The organism is Xanthomonas euvesicatoria (genome assembly GCF_013112235.1).
Taxonomy (GTDB): Bacteria; Pseudomonadota; Gammaproteobacteria; order Xanthomonadales; family Xanthomonadaceae; genus Xanthomonas; species Xanthomonas euvesicatoria.
In genome coordinates, this window is record NZ_JABFFS010000001.1 from 1,686,947 (window position 1) to 1,709,015 (window position 22,069).

General features: G+C 65.1%; 23 protein-coding genes and 2 tRNA genes. 18 read left to right on the plus strand and 7 right to left on the minus strand.

Going from position 1 to position 22,069, the window contains the following annotated elements:
* Nucleotides 1–184: 184 nt before the first annotated feature.
* The 8 genes from trpE (at nt 185) to HLH45_RS07170 (ending at nt 7,701) form a co-directional block, all read left to right on the plus strand.
* Nucleotides 185–1,660, plus strand: a complete 1,476-nt coding sequence (trpE, locus tag HLH45_RS07135) for an anthranilate synthase component I (RefSeq protein WP_008575582.1) — start codon at nt 185–187, stop codon at nt 1,658–1,660.
* A complete protein-coding gene (locus tag HLH45_RS07140) occupies nt 1,660–2,736 on the plus strand; it encodes a threonine aldolase family protein (protein WP_008575583.1) in 1,077 nt (358 codons plus the stop codon). The genes trpE and HLH45_RS07140 overlap by 1 nt, the downstream gene beginning before the upstream one ends.
* An 18-nt stretch (nt 2,737–2,754) precedes the next feature.
* On the plus strand, nt 2,755–3,537 hold the full coding sequence (locus HLH45_RS07145; RefSeq protein WP_033478977.1) for an SIMPL domain-containing protein: 783 nt from the start codon (nt 2,755–2,757) through the stop codon (nt 3,535–3,537).
* 10 nt (nt 3,538–3,547) lie between these two features.
* Complete coding sequence (locus HLH45_RS07150; protein WP_008575586.1) at nt 3,548–4,126, plus strand: anthranilate synthase component II; 579 nt, start codon at nt 3,548–3,550, stop codon at nt 4,124–4,126.
* A 142-nt stretch (nt 4,127–4,268) separates the two neighbouring features.
* A complete protein-coding gene (locus tag HLH45_RS07155) occupies nt 4,269–4,901 on the plus strand; it encodes a flavin reductase family protein (protein ID WP_074053256.1) in 633 nt (210 codons plus the stop codon).
* Nucleotides 4,902–5,016: 115 nt separating this feature from the next.
* Entirely contained in the window at nt 5,017–6,054 is a 1,038-nt protein-coding gene (trpD, locus tag HLH45_RS07160; protein ID WP_008575589.1) for an anthranilate phosphoribosyltransferase, read from the plus strand.
* 140 nt (nt 6,055–6,194) lie between these two features.
* Nucleotides 6,195–6,992 carry an indole-3-glycerol phosphate synthase TrpC gene (gene trpC / locus HLH45_RS07165; RefSeq protein WP_033478978.1) on the plus strand — a complete coding sequence of 266 codons (798 nt, stop codon included), beginning with the start codon at nt 6,195–6,197 and terminating at the stop codon, nt 6,990–6,992.
* Nucleotides 6,985–7,701 (plus strand): haloacid dehalogenase-like hydrolase, encoded by a 717-nt coding sequence (locus HLH45_RS07170; protein ID WP_008575591.1) that lies wholly within the window; start codon nt 6,985–6,987, stop codon nt 7,699–7,701. The genes trpC and HLH45_RS07170 overlap by 8 nt, the downstream gene beginning before the upstream one ends.
* A gap of 320 nt (nt 7,702–8,021) precedes the next feature.
* On the opposite strand, the gene crp is transcribed toward HLH45_RS07170, so the two are convergent.
* The gene (crp, locus tag HLH45_RS07175) at nt 8,022–8,714 is read right to left on the minus strand and encodes a cAMP-activated global transcriptional regulator CRP (RefSeq protein WP_005914205.1); all 693 of its coding nucleotides are present in this window, start codon (nt 8,712–8,714) and stop codon (nt 8,022–8,024) included.
* A 137-nt stretch (nt 8,715–8,851) separates the two neighbouring features.
* On the opposite strand from crp, the gene speD reads away from it, so the two are divergent.
* Together speD and HLH45_RS07185 are read left to right on the plus strand one after the other, a co-directional pair.
* Complete coding sequence (speD, locus tag HLH45_RS07180; RefSeq protein ID WP_007967854.1) at nt 8,852–9,646, plus strand: adenosylmethionine decarboxylase; 795 nt, start codon at nt 8,852–8,854, stop codon at nt 9,644–9,646.
* Between the two features lie 162 nt (nt 9,647–9,808).
* A complete protein-coding gene (locus tag HLH45_RS07185) occupies nt 9,809–10,123 on the plus strand; it encodes a DMT family transporter (protein WP_003483069.1) in 315 nt (104 codons plus the stop codon).
* A gap of 309 nt (nt 10,124–10,432) precedes the next feature.
* Here HLH45_RS07185 and coq7 read toward each other — a convergent pair whose 3' ends face one another.
* On the minus strand, nt 10,433–11,086 hold the full coding sequence (gene coq7 / locus HLH45_RS07190) for a 2-polyprenyl-3-methyl-6-methoxy-1,4-benzoquinone monooxygenase (RefSeq protein ID WP_033478993.1): 654 nt from the start codon (nt 11,084–11,086) through the stop codon (nt 10,433–10,435).
* 182 nt (nt 11,087–11,268) lie between these two features.
* On the opposite strand from coq7, the gene rplM reads away from it, so the two are divergent.
* Both rplM and rpsI read left to right on the plus strand, forming a co-directional pair.
* The gene (rplM, locus tag HLH45_RS07195; protein WP_003483082.1) at nt 11,269–11,697 is read left to right on the plus strand and encodes a 50S ribosomal protein L13; all 429 of its coding nucleotides are present in this window, start codon (nt 11,269–11,271) and stop codon (nt 11,695–11,697) included.
* Between the two features lie 2 nt (nt 11,698–11,699).
* A complete protein-coding gene (rpsI, locus tag HLH45_RS07200; protein ID WP_003483085.1) occupies nt 11,700–12,092 on the plus strand; it encodes a 30S ribosomal protein S9 in 393 nt (130 codons plus the stop codon).
* Nucleotides 12,093–12,315: 223 nt separating this feature from the next.
* On the opposite strand, the gene HLH45_RS07205 is transcribed toward rpsI, so the two are convergent.
* Together HLH45_RS07205 and HLH45_RS07210 are read right to left on the minus strand one after the other, a co-directional pair.
* A tRNA-Gln gene (locus tag HLH45_RS07205) sits at nt 12,316–12,390 on the minus strand.
* A 52-nt stretch (nt 12,391–12,442) separates the two neighbouring features.
* Nucleotides 12,443–12,519 (minus strand) — tRNA-Met (locus tag HLH45_RS07210).
* Nucleotides 12,520–12,637: 118 nt separating this feature from the next.
* Here HLH45_RS07210 and HLH45_RS07215 point away from each other — a divergent pair.
* The 3 genes from HLH45_RS07215 (at nt 12,638) to bfr (ending at nt 14,320) form a co-directional block, all read left to right on the plus strand.
* A complete protein-coding gene (locus tag HLH45_RS07215; RefSeq protein ID WP_008575598.1) occupies nt 12,638–13,255 on the plus strand; it encodes an RNA pyrophosphohydrolase in 618 nt (205 codons plus the stop codon).
* A gap of 80 nt (nt 13,256–13,335) precedes the next feature.
* Nucleotides 13,336–13,545 carry a (2Fe-2S)-binding protein gene (locus tag HLH45_RS07220; protein ID WP_008575600.1) on the plus strand — a complete coding sequence of 70 codons (210 nt, stop codon included), beginning with the start codon at nt 13,336–13,338 and terminating at the stop codon, nt 13,543–13,545.
* A gap of 304 nt (nt 13,546–13,849) precedes the next feature.
* Nucleotides 13,850–14,320: a bacterioferritin gene (gene bfr, locus HLH45_RS07225; protein WP_003483093.1), complete on the plus strand. Its 471-nt coding sequence runs from the start codon at nt 13,850–13,852 to the stop codon at nt 14,318–14,320.
* Between the two features lie 363 nt (nt 14,321–14,683).
* Here bfr and HLH45_RS07230 read toward each other — a convergent pair whose 3' ends face one another.
* From HLH45_RS07230 to HLH45_RS07240, 3 genes are read right to left on the minus strand one after another with little or no spacing between them, the layout of a single operon-like run.
* Entirely contained in the window at nt 14,684–16,954 is a 2,271-nt protein-coding gene (locus HLH45_RS07230) for an ATP-binding protein (RefSeq protein ID WP_033478980.1), read from the minus strand.
* Nucleotides 16,955–16,993: 39 nt separating this feature from the next.
* Nucleotides 16,994–18,970, minus strand: a complete 1,977-nt coding sequence (locus HLH45_RS07235) for an EAL domain-containing protein (RefSeq protein ID WP_008575603.1) — start codon at nt 18,968–18,970, stop codon at nt 16,994–16,996.
* Nucleotides 18,971–19,008: 38 nt separating this feature from the next.
* The gene (locus tag HLH45_RS07240; RefSeq protein ID WP_011346185.1) at nt 19,009–19,635 is read right to left on the minus strand and encodes a DUF4126 domain-containing protein; all 627 of its coding nucleotides are present in this window, start codon (nt 19,633–19,635) and stop codon (nt 19,009–19,011) included.
* A gap of 140 nt (nt 19,636–19,775) precedes the next feature.
* Between HLH45_RS07240 and HLH45_RS07245 the strand changes: the two genes are divergently transcribed.
* From HLH45_RS07245 to erpA, 3 genes are all read left to right on the plus strand, one after another.
* A complete protein-coding gene (locus HLH45_RS07245) occupies nt 19,776–20,513 on the plus strand; it encodes a DUF6776 family protein (protein WP_033478798.1) in 738 nt (245 codons plus the stop codon).
* 3 nt (nt 20,514–20,516) lie between these two features.
* A complete protein-coding gene (locus tag HLH45_RS07250; RefSeq protein WP_008574004.1) occupies nt 20,517–20,966 on the plus strand; it encodes a bactofilin family protein in 450 nt (149 codons plus the stop codon).
* A gap of 83 nt (nt 20,967–21,049) precedes the next feature.
* The gene (gene erpA / locus HLH45_RS07255) at nt 21,050–21,436 is read left to right on the plus strand and encodes an iron-sulfur cluster insertion protein ErpA (protein WP_008574005.1); all 387 of its coding nucleotides are present in this window, start codon (nt 21,050–21,052) and stop codon (nt 21,434–21,436) included.
* The last annotated feature ends 633 nt before the right edge of the window (nt 21,437–22,069 follow it).

Sequence of the window (22,069 nt, forward strand, 5' to 3'; positions counted from 1 at the left end):
CCCACCTTCGCCGTTGTTGAACGACGTTCGCCCCCGGCTGCTGCCCTGGGCCAGCAGTTGCGCTACAGTAGCCGCGTGTCCCGCCTGACGACCCCACGCTCCTTCTCTTTCGCTCGCCGCTGGTGGCGATGGTGGCCCGTTGCCGTCGTCCGCCCCGCCACAGAGTCCCGGAAGGAAAGTCGTCTTGATCACTGCAGAGCAGTTCCAGCGCCAGGCCGCTGAAGGCCACACCCGTATTCCCGTTGTCCGCGAAGTGCTGTCCGACCTGGACACGCCACTGTCGGTCTATCTGAAGCTCGCCGACGGCGCCTACACCTATCTGTTCGAATCGGTCGAAGGCGGGGAGCGCTTCGGGCGCTACTCCATCATCGGCCTGCCGGCGCGGCGCGTGTACAGCTTTCGGCGCCACACGCTGGAGGTCAGCGAACACGGCGAAGTCGTCGAGACCCGTGAGGTCGCCGACCCGTTGGCTGAAGTCGATGCGTTGCGCGCCGAACATTCGGTGCCGCAACTCGATGGCCTGCCCGGCTTCACCGGCGGGCTGGTCGGCTGGTTCGGTTTCGAATGCATCCAATACATCGAACCGCGCCTGGGCAGTGGCGACAAACCCGACGAACTCGGCACGCCCGACATCCTGCTGATGCTCTCCGAAGAGCTGGCGGTGTTCGACAACCTCAAGGGCCGTCTGTACCTGATCGTGCATGCCGACCCGCGCCAGCCGCAAGCCTATGTGCGCGCCAATCGGCGCCTGGACGAGCTGGCGCATCGCCTGCGTCAGGGCGGCGCCGGTTATCCGCGGGCGCAGATTTCCGATGCGATCGACGAAGCGGACTTCCATTCCTCGTTCACCCGCGAGGAGTACCACGCCGTGGTGCGCAAGGCGCAGGAATACGTGCGCGCCGGCGACATCTTCCAGGTGGTGCCATCGCAACGCTTGCGCGTGCCGTTCCGCGCGCGCCCGGTGGACGTGTATCGCGCGTTGCGTGCGTTGAACCCGTCGCCGTACATGTATTTTCTCGATGTCGGCGGTACCCAGGTGGTTGGTTCGTCGCCGGAAATTCTGGCGCGCCTGCGCGATGGCGTGGTCACTGTGCGCCCGATCGCCGGCACCCGCCCACGCGGCGCCACGCCCGAACTGGACAAGGCACTGGAAGCCGAACTGCTGGCCGACCCGAAGGAACGCGCCGAGCACGTGATGCTGATCGATCTGGGGCGCAACGATGTCGGCCGCGTGGCCGAACCGGGCACGGTCAAGGTCGGCGAGCAGTTCGTGATCGAACGCTATAGCCATGTCATGCATATCGTCAGCGAAGTGACCGGCACCCTGAAGGCCGGTCTGAATTACAGCGATGTGCTGCGCGCCACCTTCCCGGCCGGCACCGTCAGCGGCGCGCCGAAGATCCGCGCGCTGGAAATCATTCGCGAGCTGGAGCCGGTCAAACGCAATGTCTATTCCGGCGCGGTGGGCTATATCGGCTGGCATGGCGATGCCGACACCGCCATCGCCATCCGCACTGCCGTCATCCAGGACGGCTACCTGTATGTGCAGGCCGGCGGCGGCGTGGTCTACGACTCCGACCCCGACCTGGAGTGGCAGGAGACCATGAACAAGGGGCGCGCGCTGTTTCGCGCAGTTGCCCAGGCGGCCAAGGGCCTGTGATGGACGGGCAGGGCAGCACGACGCGCATCAGCTTTCGCAACGACTACAGCGAAGGCGCGCATCCGCGGCTGTTGCAGGCGTTGGCGCAGGCCAGCGCCGATCAGCACCCCGGCTACGGCACCGATCGGCACACAGCGCATGCGGTTGCCTTGATCCGCCATGCCGTCGCGCAGCCGCAGGCCGACGTGCATCTGCTGGTCGGCGGCACGCAGACCAATCTGATTGCGATCAGCGCGTTCTTGCGCCCGCATCAGGCCGTCATCGCGGTGGACGCGGCGCATATCGCCACGCACGAGACCGGCGCCATCGAAGCGACCGGCCACAAGGTGCTCACTGTCCCGGCGCTGCACGACAAGCTGACGCCTGCGTTGATCCGGCCGGTGCTGGCTATGCATGGCAACGAACACATGGTGCAGCCGCGCCTGGTCTACATTTCCAACAGCACCGAAAGCGGCACCCTCTATACACGTGCAGAACTCGAAGAATTGTCTGGCTTCTGTCGCGCGAACGATCTGCTGCTGTACCTGGATGGCGCGCGCCTGGGGGCGGCGCTGACCGCCGACGGCAACGATCTGGATCTGCCCACCATTGCCGCGCTGACCGATGCGTTCTATATCGGCGGCACCAAGAATGGTGCGCTGCTCGGCGAAGCGCTGGTCATCGTCAATCCGGCGCTGCAGCCCGATTTGCGTTACCTGATCAAGCAGCGTGGCGCGCTACTGGCCAAGGGCATGGTGCTTGGCGCGCAATTTGCGGCGTTGTTCGAAGATGGTCTGTTCTTCGAACTGGCCGCGCATGCCAATGCCATGGCGCAACGCCTGCGCGCCGGCCTGCTTGCGGCAGGCGCGCATTTCACCAGCGACTCGCCGACCAACCAGCAGTTCATCGCCGTCAGCGCGCAGCAGGCCGCGCAGCTGGCGCAAGGCTACGACTTCGAGCGCTGGGAAGTGCGCACCGATGGCAGTCAGGTGATCCGCTTCGTGACCTCGTGGGCGACCACGGCCACGGCGGTCGATCGGCTGTGTGCGGACGTGGCGGCCCTTTTGCAGCAGCACGCAGTGCAGGGCCATGACTAGACCTCAAGGACGACAACGATGAACACAATCGCTGGTTGGATGCTCGCCGCTGTGCTGACGCTGCCCACTGTTGGAATGGCGCAGATCAATGCCCTGCCGTCGCAGCCGCATTTGTTGGTCAAAGGCCAGGCGTTTCGCACGGTCGATCCAGACCGCTTTATCGTTGACCTCAAGATCAGCAAGACGGAATTACAGCCCGACTTGGCGCGGAAGTTTGTCGAAGGCCGTGCCAGGTTGGTTCTGGATGGATTACAGCGCGATCACGTTCTCAAGGACTCCCTTTACGCCTCTGCACTCTCGATTTCTCCGCAATCGCGTTATGAGGCGGGCAAATCCGTCTTCGAGGGGACCCGGGTGGAGCGCAGGATTCGTGGCGCCTTTACTTCATTGAAAGATGTGCGTGCCTTCCTCGGCGACTTGGACGCCAACGAGAATGTGCAGGTGTTATCGATGCAAACGGCCTACGCCGATGCTGCCGCGTTACGTGCGGAACTCAAGCGTGAAGCCGCGACGCAGTCACGCCAGTCCGCTCAGGGGCTTGCCGCTGCGTACGGCGTCCGGCTCGGCGGCATTTACAGCATTTCGGATGTCGCTCCCAATTTTGCCTATGGCGTCGAAGCAGGCACCTGGTCGGCCGCCACAGCGGCAACGCCAGGCTCGATCGTGTCTCCGCCTTCGCCGCCGGCTCCACCGTCGTCGCCTGCGCCAAGCGCAGTGGGCCAGGGAGTCGGCGAGAGCCTGATGACCGGCACTATCACTTATACCGAAAACATCTATGCGGTCTTCCTGATCGCGCAATGAGTCCTTTGCCATGCTGCTGATGCTCGACAACTACGACAGCTTCACCTACAACCTCGTGCAGTACCTGCAGGCGCTGGGCGCCGAGGTTATTGTGGTGCGCAACGACGCCATGAGCGTCGACCAGATCGCCGCGCTCAAGCCCGAGCGCATCGTCATCTCGCCCGGTCCGTGCACGCCCAACGAAGCCGGAATCTCGCTGCAATTGATCGAGCAGCTGGGTCAGACCACGCCGATCCTGGGCGTGTGCCTGGGCCATCAAAGCATTGGCCAGGTCTACGGTGGCGATGTGATCCGCGCCGGCAACATCATGCACGGCAAGACCTCGCCGATTCGTCATCAGGGCAAGGGCGTGTTTGCCGGCCTTCCGGACAGCTACGAGGCCACGCGCTACCACTCGCTGGTGGTGGACAAGACCACCTTGCCGGACGCACTGGAGGTCACCGCCTGGACCGAAAATCCGGATGGCTCGATGGAAGAGATCATGGGCCTGCGCCATCGCCAGTTTCCGGTCGAAGGCGTGCAGTTCCATCCCGAATCGATCCTGACCCAGCACGGACATGCCTTGCTGAAAAACTTTCTGCAGCGTTGATTGCGATGTGCCTGTGTCATCGTGACGTATCGCATTGCGGCATCGGTGCAGCGACGATGCGACATCGCGACATCGCCCGACGCGCGCCGTACTGTGCTACGTGTTCAAACACCGCGCCGCCTTCCACTGCATTCGGATCACGATGAGCACACCCGACGACAGCATCCATTTCTACGAGCCGACGCAGGGTCACGGGCTGCCGCACGATCCGTTCAACGCCATCGTCGGCCCGCGTCCCATCGGTTGGATCGGCTCGCGCAGCGCCGAGGGCATCGCCAATCTGGCGCCGTACAGCTTTTTCAATGCATTCAACTACATCCCGCCGATCGTCGGCTTTGCCAGCATCGGTCGCAAGGACAGCCTGCGCAACATCGAAGCCACCGGCGAATTCACCTGGAATCTGGCCACCCGGCCGTTGGCAGAAGCAATGAACGCCAGCGCGGCGATGGTGCCTGCGGAGGTCGATGAATTCGGTCTGGCCGGCCTGCAGGTGGCGCCATCGCGGCTGATCGCTGCGCCACGGGTCGCTGCCAGTCCGGTCAGTTTCGAATGCCGGCTCAGCCAGCTGCTGCCGCTGCAAACCGCTGCCGGTCACGCCATCCAGACCTGGTTGGTGCTGGGCGAAGTGGTCGGCGTGCACCTGGCCAGGTCGGCGCTGCACGAGGGCATCTATGATCCGGGCGCAGTGCAGACGATTCTGCGCGCGGGCGGGCCGGCCGATTATTACGAAGTGCAGCCGCAGGCGCGTTATCGCATGACGCGTCCAGGCCAGTGATCGTCGCAGCTGCCACGGCAGTCGCGTCGCCTGGCGCTTGCGCTTTCCTGCATTGATCGCGCGCGTCGCAAGCCGCCTGCGTCTCCATCCATCACGTTCTGCCACGGTTGTTTCCATGCCCATCACGCCGCAAGAAGCCCTGCAACGCACCATCGAACACCGCGAAATCTTCCACGACGAAATGGTCGAGTTGATGCGGCAGATCATGCGCGGCGAGGTCTCCGACATGATGGTCGCGGCCATCCTCACCGGGCTACGGGTCAAGAAAGAGACCATCGGCGAAATCGCCGGTGCGGCCACGGTGATGCGCGAGTTCTCGCGCCGCGTGGACGTGGCCGATCGCCAGCACATGGTGGACATCGTCGGTACCGGCGGGGACGGTTCGGATACCTTCAACATCTCCACCTGCGCCATGTTCGTCGCCGCAGCCGGCGGTGCCAAGGTGGCCAAGCACGGCAATCGCAGCGTCTCGTCCAAATCCGGCAGTGCCGATGCACTGGAAGCATTGGGCGCGGTGATCGAGCTGCAGCCCGAACAGGTTGCCAGCGCGTTGGCGCACACCGGCATCGGCTTCATGTATGCACCAGTGCATCACCCGGCCATGAAGGTGGTGGCACCGGTGCGGCGCGAAATGGGGGTGCGCACCATCTTCAATATCCTGGGTCCGCTGACCAATCCGGCCGGCTCGCCGAACATCCTGATGGGCGTGTTCCACCCCGACCTTGTCGGTATCCAGGCGCGTGTCTTGCACGAACTCGGCGCCGAACGCGCGTTGGTGGTGTGGGGGCGCGACGGCATGGACGAACTTTCGCTTGGCGCTGGCACGCTGGTTGGCGAATTGCGCGATGGCCAAGTGCGCGAATACGAAGTGCACCCGGAAGATTTCGGCATCGCCATGTCGGCCAGCCGTAACCTCAAGGTGGCCGATGCTGCGCAATCGCGCGCGATGTTGCTGCAGGTATTGGACAACGTGCCCGGCCCCGCGCTGGATATCGTGGCGCTCAACGCCGGTGCTGCGTTGTACGTGGCCGGCGTGGCCCACAGCATTGCCGATGGCGTGCTGCGCGCACGCGCGGTCATCGCCGACGGCTCGGCGCGCGCGCGGGTGCACGCCTATGTCGCCTATACCCGCCAGCTTGCCGGGCAGGCCTGAGCCATGCCGGCAACCGCCACGCAGCGGCCATCACCCGCCGGCGTCCCCACCGTGGCGCTGGCATGCTGCGTGATGGCGCGCAGCCGCGCTGCAGTACGCCCGTCTTGACCGATAATGCCCGCCCGCCAGGACCCGATACGATGAGCGACATCCTCAACACCATTCTTGCCCGCAAGGCCGACGAAATCGCCGAGCGCAGTGCGCGCGTGCCGCTGGCCGAGTTGATCGCGCGCAGCGCCGACCTGCCGCTCACGCGCGGATTTGCAGCTGCCATGCAGGCCAGCATCGCCGCAGGCGACCCGGCCGTGATTGCCGAAGTGAAGAAGGCCAGCCCGTCCAAGGGTGTCATCCGGCCGGACTTCCAGCCGGCCGATATCGCGGTCAGCTACGAATTCGGTGGCGCGACATGCCTGTCGGTGCTGACCGATGTGGATTTCTTCCAGGGATCGGATGCCTATCTGCGCCAGGCGCGCGACGCCTGCACGCTGCCGGTGCTGCGCAAGGATTTCACCGTCGACCCGTATCAGGTCTACGAAGCCCGCGTGCTCGGCGCCGACTGCATCCTGCTGATCGTGTCCGCGCTGGAAGACGCCCAACTGGCCGATCTATCGGGCCTGGCCATGCAGCTGGGCCTGGACGTGCTGGTGGAAGTACACGACATCGACGAGCTCGAGCGTGCGGTGCAGGTGCCGGTGCCCTTGATCGGCATCAACAATCGCAACCTGCGCACCTTCGAAGTGACGCTGCAGACCACGTTGGACATGCGCGCGGCGGTGCCGCGCGATCGCGTGCTGGTCACCGAGAGCGGCATCGTCACCCAGGCCGATGTGCAACTGATGCGCAGTCACGATGTGAACGCATTTCTGGTCGGCGAGACCTTCATGCGCGCGGCCGAACCCGGCGAGTCGCTGCGTCAGCTATTCTTCGCGCATGACTGAGCCGTATCCCGTTCCGCGCGAAGACGCACCGCTGGTGGTCTTCGACTTCGACCACACGTTGTACGACGGCGATTCCGGCAGTCATCTGTTTGCCTGGCTGATCAAGCGCAACCCGTTGCGCTTGCTGGTTGCGCTGTTGGCCTCGCCAATTCTCGGTCCGATGGTGGCGATGCTGCCAACCCGGCGGCGCGGCGTGTCCGGCTATGTGTGGATCGCCACGTTCGGCCTGCACCGCGCGCGCGAGTTCAACCGTTTCATCGACGCATACGTGCTCAAGCATGAAGCGCAGATCCGCCAGCGCCTGCTCCCGCATGCCTTGAAGGTCTTCACCCAACACCGCGCCGCCGGCGACCGTGTGGTGGTCGCCACCGGCGCACCGCCGGAGTTGGCGCGCGCCATTCTCGGTTTCGTGGCCCACCAGGACGTGCCGGTCATTGGCAGCCTGGTCGGCCCGCGCCTGGGCGCAGTCACTGCGCGACGTCACTGCCATAACGAAGAAAAGATGCGCATGCTGCGCGAGCGCGGCTACGCCGATATCGCCATCGCCTACTCGGACAGCACCGCAGATCTGCCGCTCTTGAAGGCCGCGCGCGCGCCGGTGGTGGTCAATCCCAAGGCCAACCGCGAAGCGCTGTTCCGCCAGGTACTGCCGACAGGCACGCCCATCCTCAACTGGGGTTGCCGCGACCGCGGCGGCAAGGCGCTGTAGGCGAGCGCAACATTCAGGCAGCTAGGTCGTTTCGCGCGGAGCGCAACGATTGCGCAGTCCAGCTTGCGATGGCGCATTAGGGCTGCGGATCGCTCGGGCAGGCGGATGCGATCTGCAGCGCAACGAATCTTCAGGATCGTGACGCAGTCGCGATGCAGAGCGTGCGGTTCGACGGCGCGAAGACTCTCTTATAAGAGGTATCGCGCAAAAGTGCCGCTGCAGAGGGCATGAAGTGCCGATGTTGGCACCGTCGCAATCGAATCCATCGGAGCCGAAACCGGCATGCAGCCAGTGCACAAGGCACTGGCTGCACAGCGCCGTCAGCGGGTGCCGTACAGCACGACGGTCTTGCCGCGTGCATGCAGCAGGCCGTCGGCCTGCAGCTTCTTGAGCACGCGGCCGGCCATTTCGCGCGAGCACCCGACCAGGCGTGCCAGCTCCTGGCGCGAGACACGCAGCTGGGTGCCCTGCGGGTGGCTCATCGCTTCCGGCTCCTTGGCCAGGTCGTGCAGCGTGCGCACGATGCGGTCGGTCACGTCGAGGAAGGCCAGGCGGCTGGCTTTCCTTGTGGTATCGAGCAGCCGTTTTGAAAGCTGAACACCGATCGCATACAGGATCTTCGGCGCATCCGGCGACAGGCTGGTCTGGAACAGCTGCTGCAGCCGCTCGTAGCTGATCTCGGCAAGCTCGCACTGGGTGCGGGTGCGCAGGATCACCTCACGGGTATCGGATTCGATGAACAACCCCATCTCGCCGACGAATTCGCCGCTGCCGAAGTAGCCCAGCACCAACTCACGGTCGTCATCTTCCTCGGCGATGATGCTCACCGAGCCGCTGATCACGTAGTAGAGGGTGCCGGCCGGGTCTCCTGGCCGGAACACATCGGTCCGGGTCGGATAGCGCCTTCGATGGCTGTGCGCCAGGAAACGCTCGATGGTGCCCGCGTCCAGCGCCAGGGAAGGGGTAGCGTTACGTACCGTCGTAGTGACAACCGTCGTATTTCCTGGGCTCATGGTAGTTCCGCGTGTGATTCCTGAAGCTTAACGGCATGAGTCATGCAAGGTAAACCACTCTTAACATCGGCATTTCGTTGCTGGGATCTTTGGCTCATAATTGACTCCTTTCCCGCTTTCCATAAGGACAGACCGACGTGGTCAAGCCGTTGCCTCGTCTGAGGCTACAGGGGTTCAACAACCTCACCAAGGCGTTGAGCTTCAACATCTACGACGTCTGTTATGCGCGTACCGAAGAGGAGCGTCAGCGCTACATCGAGTATATCGATGAGCAATACGACGCCGATCGTCTGACGCAGATCCTGACCGATGTGGCCGAGATCATTGGCGCCAACATCCTCAATATCGCACGTCAGGACTACGATCCGCAGGGCGCATCGGTGACGATCCTGATCTCCGAAGAACCGGTGATCGACAAGAAGCAGGCCGGCAAGGAGTTGATCTCCGATGCCGTGGTTGCTCATATGGATAAGAGTCATATCACTGTCCATACATATCCGGAAACGCACCCGCAGGAAGGCATCGCCACGTTCCGCGCCGACATCGACGTCGCGACCTGCGGCGTGATTTCGCCGTTGAAGGCGCTCAACTACCTGATCGAGAGTCTGGAATCGGACATCGTGATCATGGATTACCGCGTGCGTGGCTTCACGCGCGATGTGAAGGGCAAGAAGCATTACATCGATCACAAGATCAACTCGATCCAGCAATTTCTCGCCAAGAACGTGAAGTCGCGCTACGAGATGTTCGACGTCAACGTCTACCAGGAAAATATCTTCCACACGAAGATGCACCTGAAGGACTTCGACCTGGATCAGTACCTGTTCGAAGAGCGCGCCAAGAACCTGTCGTTCAAGGAGCGCATGAAGATCGAAACGCTGCTCAAGCGCGAAATCGAAGAACTGTTTCACGGACGCAACCTGAGCGAATAAGCGCAGGCGCATCCTGTCGCGTGCTTGCTCGCAAGCGCGCAAACGCCTTAAGGCGGGACGGCCCGCCACGCGACGACCTCGCGTTCCACAGCCGACGGCGGCCCAGTGTGCAGACACTGGGTCGCTTTTTTTTTGTCCGTTTTTTCTGTGAGGAGTACTGCAATGCCCTGGATCTATCTGTTGCTGGCCGGCCTGTTCGAAATCGGCTTTGCCATGGGACTGAAATACAGCGACGGGTTCACTCGCCTGTGGCCGACCGTGCTGACAATCGGCCTTGCCGGCATCAGCCTGTGGTTTCTGACGCAGGCGCTGAAGACCATTCCGGTGGGCACCGGCTATGCGATCTGGACCGGCATCGGCGCCCTGGGCGTGACCATTGCCGGTATCGCGCTATTTGGCGATAGCGCCTCGTGGTCGCGATTGGCATGCATCGGTCTGATCGTGGCCGGCGTGATCGGGCTGAAGCTGGTCGGGTAGTCAGTCCTCCAGCGTTTGCTGCGCAAACGCTGGGCTCCGACTGGAGGCTGCCTATCCCCGCGCATTCGGCCGTAGCTGCACGCGCAATGCGGGCACAGCCCCAGGTTTGCGGCGCAAACCTTGGGACCCCGACTCAGAGGCTGCCTATCCCCACGCCTTAGGCGCGCCCCCCCTCAACAAGGGGGGGCTGTGCTTCAGTGGTGTGCCGGCCAGCGGTTGATCGCCGTGTCGGGTGTACTCGGGTACGGGCTAGATTCTGGTCGTCAGTCCCCAATCCCCGATTCCCAATTTCCAATTTCCAATTCCCAACTAGAGGCGGTAAGCAACCGTCTTCATCAGCTTGGAGGCCAGGGCCATCGCGCTTGGGATCGGAGCCGGGAGCGGGCGGGCGCCAGCCTGCTCGGCCTGGTCGGCATGGCGGGCCTCGTCGATCTTCATCACGCGCAGGATGGCGCGGCTGCGTTGGTCGTTCTGGGGCAGGGTTTCCAGATGCTCGTCCAGGTGCGCTTCGACCTGGCGTTCGGTTTCGACCACGAATCCCAGGCTCCAGTCGTCGCCGCGCAGCCCGGCCAGCGCGCCGAGCGCGTAGCTGCCGGCGTACCACACGGGGTTGAACAGGCTGGGGCGGCTGTCCAGCTCGTGCAGGCGGTCGGCGCACCAGGCCAGGTGATCCGTTTCTTCCTGGGCAGCTTCCAGCAGATGGTGCTGGGTGTGTGCGTCGCGGGCGACGGCGGCCTGGCCGAAATACAGGCCCTGCGCGCACACCTCGCCAACATGGTTGATGCGCATCAGGCCGGCCGCATGGCGACGCTGCTCCGGGTCCAGGACGACGTCGGGCGTGTCGGCGGCGGGATTGGGACGCTCGGCCGGCGGATTGCCGAAGACGGTGTCCAGCGCGCGCTGGGCTTCGACCAGCAGCCGGTCGAGCGGGCTATGCAGGCGGGTGGGGGGGATCTGGGTCATACGGCGATTCTGGCCCCGCTCCGCCGTGCTGCCAACCGCCATGGCGCGGTTGTTGCTGCAACTTGCGCCGCCGCCGAACGTCCCGTACAATCCCGCCTCTTCTGTTTCGCCTTCACAACGCGTGGCAAAGTTCCAGTGGTCATCGGCCGCTGCAATCCGCCCGACCACTCAAGAGTTTTCTCATGACTACGTTCACCGCCAAGTCCGAGACCGTCCAGCGCGACTGGTATCTCGTTGACGCCGCCGGCAAGACGCTCGGCCGTCTGTCCACCGAACTGGCCCGCCGCCTGCGCGGCAAGCACAAGCCGGTTTATACCCCTCACGTCGATACTGGCGATTACCTGGTGGTAATCAACGCCGAGAAGATCGTCGTCACGGGCAACAAGCTGAAAGACAAGAAGTATCACCGCTTCACCGGCTACATCGGTAACTTGAAGACCGAGAGCCTGGAGCAGGCGCTGCAGCGCCACCCGGAGCGCGTGATCGAAATCGCCGTCAAGGGCATGCTGCCGAAGGGCCCACTGGGTCGCACCATGTACCGCAAGCTCAAGGTCTATTCGGGTGCCGAGCATCCGCACGCCGCCCAGCAGCCGCAAGTTCTGGATATCTAATCATGGCTATCACGCAAAACTACGGCACTGGCCGCCGCAAGTCCTCCACCGCTCGCGTTTTCCTGCGCAAGGGCACCGGCAACATCACCGTCAACGATCGTCCGCTGGACGAATTCTTTGGTCGTGAGACTGCGCGCATGATCGTGCGCCAGCCGCTGGAACTGACCAAGAACACCGAAAGCTTCGACATCATGGTCACCGCCTCCGGCGGCGGCACCACCGGCCAGGCCGGTGCGATCCGTCTGGGCATCGCCCGTGCGCTGGTCGAGTACGACGAAACCCTGAAGTCCGAGCTGCGCAAGGCTGGCTTCATGACCCGCGACGCTCGCGAAGTCGAGCGCAAGAAGGTCGGTCTGCACAAGGCCCGTCGCGCCACCCAGTTCTCCAAGCGCTGATCCAAGGCGTTTGGTGCATCCCGGTTCGCCGGATGCCTGCTTCAAGAGCCCGGCCATGCCGGGCTTTTGTCGTTTTGGGTCCTGGTGTGTGCCCTGTACGAGCGCGTGGCCAGGATCGCCCTGGAGGCCGAACGCGATATGCATGAACGCAGATGCGCCATGCGTCGCCGCCGGACGCCGGGCAACAAAAAAGGCCCGATCTTTCGATCGGACCTTTTGAGTTTGGCTGCCCCGGATGGATTCGAACCACCGAATGCCTGAGTCAGAGTCAGGTGCCTTACCGCTTGGCGACGGGGCAATAAAACGCGTTGGCCCAAGATTATTGCATGCCGGTGAGGGCGTGAACACCTTGGTGGCTATGGGTGGACTCGAACCACCGACCCCAGCATTATGAGTGCTGTGCTCTAACCGGCTGAGCTACATAGCCTAGGGAGCCGGCAATTCTCACGATGCGTCGTGCTGTTGTCAAGCATTTCGTTTTCAGCTTGTGAGCCGGGCGTCGCCGTGGCAGAGTCGGTGGCAGTAGATTTTCAGGAGTCCGCATCGTGATCGATCCGGACGGTTTCCGGCCAAACGTCGGCATTGTGCTGATGCGGCAGGACGGTCAGGTGTTCTGGGCACGACGCGTGCGCAGGGACGGCTGGCAGTTCCCGCAGGGTGGCATGAACACCGATGAGACGCCCGTTGAAGCCATGTACCGCGAGTTGCGCGAAGAAACCGGGTTGTTGCCCGAGCATGTGGAATTGCTCGGCGCCACGCCTGGCTGGCTACGCTATCGGCTGCCCAGCAGGGCAGTGCGCCTCAATGAGCGGCAGGTGTGTATCGGGCAGAAGCAGGTCTGGTTCCTGCTGCAGTTCACCGGCGATGAATCCCATCTCAAGCTCGACCATACCGACACCCCGGAGTTCGACCACTGGCGCTGGGTGGATTTCTGGTATCCGGTCGAGCACGTGGTGATGTTCAAGCGCGGCGTCTATGCGCGCGCGCTGCGTCATCTGGCGCCGCTTGCGCAAAGCCTGGCCGGCCCGGCGGCAGTCGGTGCGATGCCCCAACGTGCGCTGGAGGCGTGGCTGCCGGGCAGCAGCGCGGCGGGGCACGACAGCCCACGCAAGCGGCCACGCAAGCGCAGCGGGGCTCGCGCGATGCGGATTAATAATGATTAACGGATGGAATTGACACCTATTCTCGTTTGCGGTGCAATCAGCGCCGGTCCTTTCCGGATCGCCAACACCCGACCGATACTGTGTACGTCTGCATCTGTAATGGGGTCACCGACCACCAGATCCGCGAAGCGGCCGAGAATGGCTGCGCCAGCCTTGCCGAACTGACCATGCGTACCGGCTGTGGCTCCAATTGCGGCTCATGCCTGGAGATGGCGGGCGATCTGTTGAACCAGGCACATGCCACCCGCGCATTGCCGTTGCCGCTCCTGGGGCTGGCTAGCGCTGCCTGAGGCAGGCGCTCGGGGCCGATGTCCCGACGATGGCTGTTCCGGGATTCCCACGCGGTACCTGATGCCAGATGCATCTGCCGGCCCGCGCCGCGAATGCCAGTTCCATCCTGCCTCGCCGGCGCCACCTGCGGCAAAGTGGTCGCCCGTTGATAGCCGGCACAAGACTGCGGCCTTCCACGCCTGATTCGCGATTGCAGCTGGCAGCTGCCCGCGGCGCGTCCCGCAACTGATCACGATTCGCGTTCCTTCATGTGCCGCGCCAACGCGCTAGAGTGCGGCCGGCTCACTGTCTCGGAGACATCGCATGAAGGGCGATACCAAGGTCATCGAGTACCTCAACAAGGTGCTCTACAACGAACTCACTGCGATCAACCAGTACTTCCTGCACGCCAAGATGCTGAAGAACTGGGGCCTGAAAGAACTGGCCGAGCATGAGTACAAGGAATCCATCGACGAGATGAAGCATGCGGACAAGCTGTCCGACCGCATTCTGTTTCTCGAAGGACTGCCCAATTTCCAGGCCTTGGGCAAGCTGCGCATCGGCGAGAACCCCACCGAGATGTTCCGCTGCGATCTGACCCTGGAGCGCGAGGCGGTTGTCGTGCTGCGCGAGGCGGTGGCGTATGCGGAGACCGTCAAGGACTACGTGAGCCGCCAGTTGCTGGTGGACATCCTGGAGTCCGAAGAAGAGCACATCGACTGGCTGGAAACCCAGCTGGACCTGGTGGCGCGCATCGGCGAGCCGAATTACCTGTTGACCAAGCTGGACGACTGAACGCGCATGGTCAGGGCTGTCTTGTTTGGCCCTGAATTTGCGGATGCGCGGTACTGCTGCCGGTCGGGGTTCTCAGCGATTGTTCGCTGATGATTTGCTTCTACAGATTCTGTTGCCGGGTGAGAGTGCGCGGCTTCGTCCTTACCCTCGCCCCAACCCCTCTCCCGCAGGAGAGGGGCTCTGGTGTCCTTTCGGAACCAGGATCCCGGGCCGCTCACCGCGCTGTCAGGGCAGCGGCCGAATAACGTTCGTGGTTAGGGCGGCTCTACCCGAGCGTGTTCGCGGCCGGGATGGCATCCCTCAGCAGTTCGATGCAGGTGGCGGCGCCAGGCGTCTGCTGCTGCTTCGACAGCGCTGATGCGACTACGGATTTGTGGCGCTGGCAGCGGCTTGCAGGCGGGCGACCTGGCCTAGCAGCGCCAGGCGGGCGCGGGCGTATTCGGCGATGACCAGGGCGACCATGACTGAGGGGCGTTCGATAGTGCCGGTGCGGGCGGCCAGTTCGATGCGCCGGGCCGCGTTGGACACCGCCTGCGCACCGACGTTGGCGCTGGAGGACTTGAGGGTGTGGGCGAGGTCGCGCAGCTGCATGCTGTCGCGGTTGGCGGCGGCCGCTTCCAGTTGCTCGATGATCAGCGGTGCGTCTTCCAGGAACAGCTGCAGGATGGTGATGGTGTCCGCGCCGGCCACTTCGTACAGCTCGTCGATGACGTTGTTGTCCAGGATCGGCAGTGCGCGTGCCTGGGCAGCGGCGCTGGCGCTTTCGGGGTCGTGGGTCGCCTGGCCGGCGCTGCTTGGGCCGGGCAGCAGCGCCTGACGCGGCAGCCAGCGCTGCAGACAGGCGTCGAGCTGTTCGCGTGCGACCGGCTTGGACAGATAGTCGTCCATGCCGGCGGCCAGGCAGCGTTCGCGATCGCCGGCCATGGCGTTGGCGGTCATGGCCACGATCGGAATCGGGCGGCCGCCGCTCTCGGTTTCCATCGCGCGCCAGCGGCGGGTGGCGGCATAGCCATCCAGCACCGGCATCTGGCAATCCATGAAGACCATGTCGTAGCGGGTGGATTCCATGCTGGCCAGTGCGGCTTCACCGTCGGTGGCGGTGTCGGCCTCGAAGCCAAGCACGGCCAGCAGCTTCTGCGCGACCAGCAGGTTCACCGGGTTGTCTTCGACCAGCAGGATGCGCACCTCGCGCGCATTGGCCATCGGCGGCGGCAATGGCTCGGGGATCATCGCCGAGGCCAGCGTGGTGACGTGGGCGGGCTTGGGTTCGGGCGGCAGCACCAGGGCGCGCAGGGTTTCGTCCGGGCTCTGGCGCGGCACCAGGGTGGCGTGATCCTGCAGTTCGGCCGGCACCGGTTCTTCGCCGTACAGCCAGATCAGCCGCGCGCTGTTGGCGTTTTCCGGGCGGGCGAGCGCGCGGTGCACCGCGCGCGCGCTGTAGCGCAACGTGTCGTGGTCGGCGATGACGCAGCGGAAGCCCTCGCTGTCGTTGTGCCGGCGCACGCGTTCGAGCGCTTCCTGGGTGGTTTCCATGAGCACGTGCGACACCCCCCAGCTGTCGAGCAGGCGCTTGAGGCGTTGCGACAGGCGCGCATCGGAGCTGATCACCATCACCCGTGCGGCATCGGCGCCGGTGGCCTGCTGGAGATCGCCGATGACCTTGAGCAGCGGGATTTCGAACCAGAAGGTGGAGCCGCGCCCGGGTTCGGATTCCACCCCGATGCGGCCGCCCATCAGGTCGATGATGCGCTTGCAGATCGCCAGGCCCAGGCCGGTGCCGCCGTACAGCCGCGTGGTGGAGGCATCGGCTTGTGCGAAGGAGCGGAACAGGCGTGCCTGCTGGTCCGGGGCGATGCCGATGCCGGTGTCGCGCACCTGGAAGCGCAGCAGGTGTTGGGCGCGCGTTTCGCCCAGGCGGCGCAGCTGGATGTCGACGCTGCCGCGTTCGGTGAACTTGATGGCGTTGCCGATCAGGTTGCCCAGCACCTGGCGCAGGCGGATCGGGTCGCCGCGCACCAGCAGCCGTACCGACGGTTCGATATCCAGGCTCAGGCGCAGTTGGCGGCCTTCGGCGGTGCGCTGCAGCAACTGGATGACGCCGTCGAGCAGCTCGCGCAGGTTGAAGGTGGTGATTTCCAGTTCGAGCTTGTTGGCCTCGAGCTTGGAGTAATCGAGGATGTCGTCGACGATGCGCAGCAGCTGCAGCGAGCTGCCGGTGGCGGTCTGCAGCATGTCGCGCTGGTCAACGCTGAGCTGGCCGCTGGAGATCAGCTCCAGCATCGGAATGATGCCGTTGAGCGGGGTGCGGATCTCGTGGCTCATGGTGGCCAGGAATTCGCCCTTGGCCAGGGTGGCGGCCTCGGCGGCCTGCTTGGCGCGCAACAGTTCCTGTTCGAGTTCGCCGTGGCGCCGCAGTTCCTGCTGCAAGCGTTCGCGGGCCAGGTCGGCCTCTTCCAGGCGCTGTGCCAACGCATGCTGCGCCTGGGCAGCCCGGTGGGCCGCAAGTGCGGCGCACAGCCCGCAGACCACCGCCAGTACTGCCGACGCCGCGCTGACGGCGCGCCAGGGGCCTTGCAGCGACGACCATTGCAGGCCTGCGCCGAGTGCGGCCGCCAGCGCGGCCAGCACTGCCAAGATGCTCCAGGCGCGAAGACCTGCTGCCCGCTCTCTCACTCAGAGCACCGCGCTCGTGAAGTCGAAGTCCAGTTCCTTGCCGACCGTCTGCACCAGGTTGCCCTGGATGAAATCCACGCCGCTCATCCACATCGCAGCCGCGGCCTGCGGATCTTCGATGCGTTGGCCGATGATCAGCAGGCCGCGCTGGTGGGCGATGTCGATGACGCCGCGCAGTTCGTCGCGCACCGCCGCGTTGCCGTGCGCATCGGCGAAGCGGTTGGCCATGCGCACGAAGCTCAGCGGCAGCTGGGCCAGCAGTGCGTTGGCTTCGTCGCCGGGTTCGAACTGGCTGAGGCAGAACTGCACGCCGGCCGGCATCAACTTGGCGCAGAACTGCTGCACGGTGACGGCATGGATCAATGCATCGTCCAGGCGCAGATCCACGATCAGCGACTGGCCGGCCACGCCACGTTCGACCAGCGCCTTGAGCAGCCAGTCGGCGAACGCGTCGCGGGCCAGCGTGCGCGGCGATTGCGAGACGAACAGGCGCAGCGGCGGGCTGGCGTGCTGGTACAGGTGCAGCAGGCCCAGCGCGTGGTCCATGACCTGCTGGTCCAGATCGGCGATGCGCCCGGCGGCTTCTGCGGCAGGAATGACCTGGCCTGCCGAGAGCAAGGTGCCGTCAGCCTGGCGCAGCCGCAGCAGTACCTGGTACTGCGCGGTGTCGCCGCCGGCCACGGCCACGATCGGCTGATAGGCCAGTTCGAGCTGGCCTTCGACCAGCCGCAGTTGTTCCTGCTGTTCGGCCTGGCTGGGCGCCAGGTAGGTCTGCACGCCGTCGCTGCGCAGGCGTGCCTGCAGCGCGGTGCGTTCGACCGCTTCCAGCGCGCTGCCGGTGTCATCGAAGCCCACGCCCAGCGGTGCCACGCCGATGGCGCAGCGCACGTGCACGGATTCTTCTTCGCGCACCGGGAAGGCGTTGGCAGACAGCCGCTGGCGGATCTCCAGTGCCTGCTGTTCCAGGCTGGCTTCGGGCATGTCGACGGCCAGCAGCAGGAAGCTGTTGTCGTTCAGGCGCGCCAGCGGGTAGGGCTGGGCAGCGCTGGCCAGGCGGTGCCCGGCCTGGGTCATCAGGCGCTCGTAGGCGGCATAGCCGTAGCGCTCGCGCAGGCCGAGCGCGCTGGCGATCTCGATGAAGAACAGGCCGCCGGACTGCTTGCGCTCCAGCGCATCGGCGAGCAGGTCCATCACGTGGCCGCGGGTGGGCAGGCCGGTTTCCGGATTGCTGCGCGCGCTGACCTGTTCGCCGGCTTGCTGCAGCGCCTGTTGGCGTGCGCGCCGGATGCGGTTGGACACCGCAGCGATCAGATGGCGCGGGCGGATCGGCTTGGTGAGGAAGTCGTCTGCGCCGCTGTCGAGCACTTCGAACTGGCGCTCCGGGTCCGGGTCGCCGGTCAGGAACACGATCGGCAGCAACTGCTGACCGGGCTGCTGGCGGATCAGCGTGGTCAGGCGGATGCCGTCCAGCTCGGGCATGTGCAGATCCATCAGGATCAGATCCGGGTGATAGTCCTGGATCGCCTGCGGCACGCTGGCGGCGGTCATTTCGACCTGCGCATGCATGCCGGCGCCGTGCAGCACGCTCTGCGCAAACAAGGCCTGCGAGCGGTCGTCCTCGACGATGAGGACGCGGTACGGCGCATCGGCGGCGACATTGTCCTCGCCGTCGTGCGGCGCGGTGGCCGCTGCCGATGTGGGTAACGCCGTGGGCGCCGATGCTGCGGCAACACGCGCGCTGCCGCTGGCCGCCGACGCGCGCGGCGCCGACACGGCCGCGGCCGGGCTGGGCACCGCTGCAGTGGCAGGCGCAGGAATGATCGCCGCGCTCACCGGCACAGCGGTGTCGACCGGCGACGCAACCTCATCGGCCCAGCGACGCCAGTGGTCGGCCGGCGGCGTCTCGGCGCGAAGTGGACGATTACGCGTGGCGGTGTCGTCACGTGTGGTGGAAGAAACCGGATCTCGGGCGGCCATCGATACTCCCTACAGTCGCTGTGATTATGCGATGAACTTCACGGTAGCGGGGAGCTGCGTGCAGTTGGCGTAGCGGCGGGGCGCATCGGCGCAACCAGCCGACGCATGCCCCGCCACAGCAATCGCCAGACCCACCACACCACCAGCCCCGCCAGCAGGCTGGAACCCACCGCAAGACCCAGTGCCAGCCAGGGGTGCGCCAGTGCCAGTGCCAAGGCCGTGGTGGCGATGGTGTCCTCGGCCAGCGAGGCGATCCAGTTGCTGGCCGGTTCGGGCGAGGTGTTGAGCAATGCGCGCGTGCCGGCCTTGAGCGTGTGGCTGGTCAGCGCCACGCCGGCACCGGCCGCCAGGGCGCCCGCGCCCAGGTCGCCGTCGGGCGAGAGCGTTGCCGCGGCCAGGAAGGCGCCGGCGGGCACGCGGGCCAGCGTCTGTAGCAGGTCCCAGCCCGAATCCACCCCCGGGATCTTGTCGGCGAAGAACTCGGCCACTGCCAGCGCGCCGGAGGTGCCCAGGACCCACCACGACTGCGCCGGATGCAGCGCCGGCGGCAAGTCGATCCAGCCCAGCAGGCCGGCCAGGCCGACGCCGAACACGGTGAGATAGACCCGGATGCCGGCCAGCCAGGCCAGCAGGATGCCGATCACGAACAGATGCGCTTCGCTCATGGCGTGGTTCCCTGCAAACAATTGCAGAACTATCGCAGAACTTTGGGATAACCGCCGGTCCAACGCCAGCGCGACCATTGTCTGGGCTCTGGCACACTACGCCGCCCATGATTGCGCCGGCCCGTCCGGACCCGATGCCCATGAGACCAGCCGCACGCGTGCAGATCGTCCAACGTGCCTCCGGCGGCGGCCGGCCCGGTCGCCGCTGGTTGTGGCTGCTGCTGGCCATCGTGTGGCTGGCTTCGCTGGGCGGGGTGTGGTGGATGGCCACGCGCACGGCTGCACCGCGGCTGGTGAAGGCCGAGGCAGCGCTGCAGCAGGCGCAACGCAGCCAGGCCCAGCAACGTCGGCAGATCGAGCAGTTGCAGCAGCGCCAGGTCAATCTGGCGATGTCCGACAAGATCAGCCGCGCGGCCAATACCGAAGTGCAGGCCTCGCTGGCCGAGCGCGACGAGCAGATCGCCGCGCTGCGCGCCGACGTGGCGTTCTACGAGCGGCTGGTGGGCTCCACCGCGCAGCGCAAGGGGCTCAACGCGCACTCGGTGCAATTCACTGCCGAAGCCGGCGGCACCTGGAATTACAGCGTGGTGCTGACCCAGAACCTCAACCGCGGCGCGATCAGCCAGGGCCAACTGCGCTTTGCGGTGGAAGGCGTGCGCGCCGGCAAGCTGGTGACGGTGAGCTGGAACGAATTGCACCAGAAGCCCGATGCCGCCGGGCAGCCGTACTCGTTCCGCTATTTCCAGCAGCTGGACGGTAGCGTGATCCTGCCGAAGGATTTCACCCCGCAACGTGTCAAGATCTCCCTGAGCGGCGATGGGGCGCCGGTCAGTCAGACATTCGATTGGAAAGTCGCCGGCAATGGCGCGGGGGAGTAGCTCATGTTCGGAAACAAGTCCAACCGTGGTGCGCAGACCGTGGTCGATACCTTGATCGGGCCGCAGGTGGTCATCCGCGGCGACCTGATGTTCAGCGGCGGGCTGTATGTGGAAGGCCGCATCCTGGGCAAGGTGATCGCCGAAGACGGCGCCAGCGCGACCCTCACGGTGGCCGAGCAGGGCAGCATCGAAGGCGAGGTGCGTGCGCCGGTGGTGATCATCAACGGCCAGCTGACCGGCGATGTGCATGCGGCCGAGCGGGTCGAACTGGCCGCCAATGCGCGCGTGCAGGGCAATGTGCACTACCAGGTGGTGGAAATGAGCGCCGGCGCGCAGCTCACCGGGCGGCTGATCCATGCCGCGACGGCCGGTGCAACCGCGGCGCTGCCGGCGCCGGAAGCCGGCCGTGCCGAGCCGGCCACGGCGTTGCAGGCCGAAACCGCCGACGCCTGAGTGCGGCATGCGCGGTGAATGCCGCGGCAGCCGATGCGGCGGCCTGGCTTGAAGTAGGACCGTCTGGCCCCCATGCTGGCGCCATGAGTACGCTCGTTTCGCTTCCTACTGTCGCCCCGGCGCCGGACTACCAGTCCATCGACCGGCCACTGAACTTCTCCGTGGCCGCTGCCGCCAAGGTGCGCGAGCTGATCCAGGAAGAAGGCAACGCCGACCTGGCATTGCGCGTGTACATCCAGGGCGGAGGGTGTTCCGGTTTCCAGTACGGTTTCGAGTTCGACGAGAACCGCGCCGAGGACGACCTGGCCGTGGCCACCGATGGCGTGACGCTGCTGGTGGATCCCCTGAGCCTGCAATACCTGATGGGCGCCGAGGTGGATTACACCGAAAGCCTGACCGGCGCGCAGTTCGTCATCCGCAATCCCAATGCGAAGACCACCTGCGGGTGCGGAAGCAGCTTCAGCGTCTGATTGCCTCTGGATAGATGCGGATTGTTCGATGCATCTGGGCAAATGCGAATTGCTGGCGCGTAGCGCCTATTCCTGCAGGCACCTGCGTTGATGCCAAGGCGATTGCCGAACGTGTGATCGATTGCGGTACGGCTGCGCGCTGTTTGCGCGAGATGTTGACCGGCTCGCGATGAGGTGGGCGTTGCAGGTGGCGGGACTGGCCGGTATGCCTCGCTCGCCTTGCAGTGCGCGCTGTGATGAGGGTGGTGCATCGCTTGTTGTGCGGCTGCGGCTCGTCGGGCGACCGCCGGCCGCCATCACGATGAGGCGGCCAACCCGAGCTGCGCAGTGCGTACATGGCCGCCACTGGTCAGGCATGCGTGTGAGTGCTTCCACGTTGCGCAATGACTGCGGCAATGCTTCAAGACGATGACAGCGCTGTGCGCCACGTGGAGACGAGCGAACCGCGCGCGTCGTTGCGAGCCACGTGCGTAGTTGAAAATGCCTGCGTCATGCGCGGCGCTGCAGGGTGCTTCAGCACGACGGCAGGAATGCAGCGAGTCGCTGGCGGTCGATCGCCGGGCACGCACCCGATTGCTTGGGCTGCGCCCGCAAGGCGGGTGATCTGCACGCGCGCGTAACGCGCCACGCCAC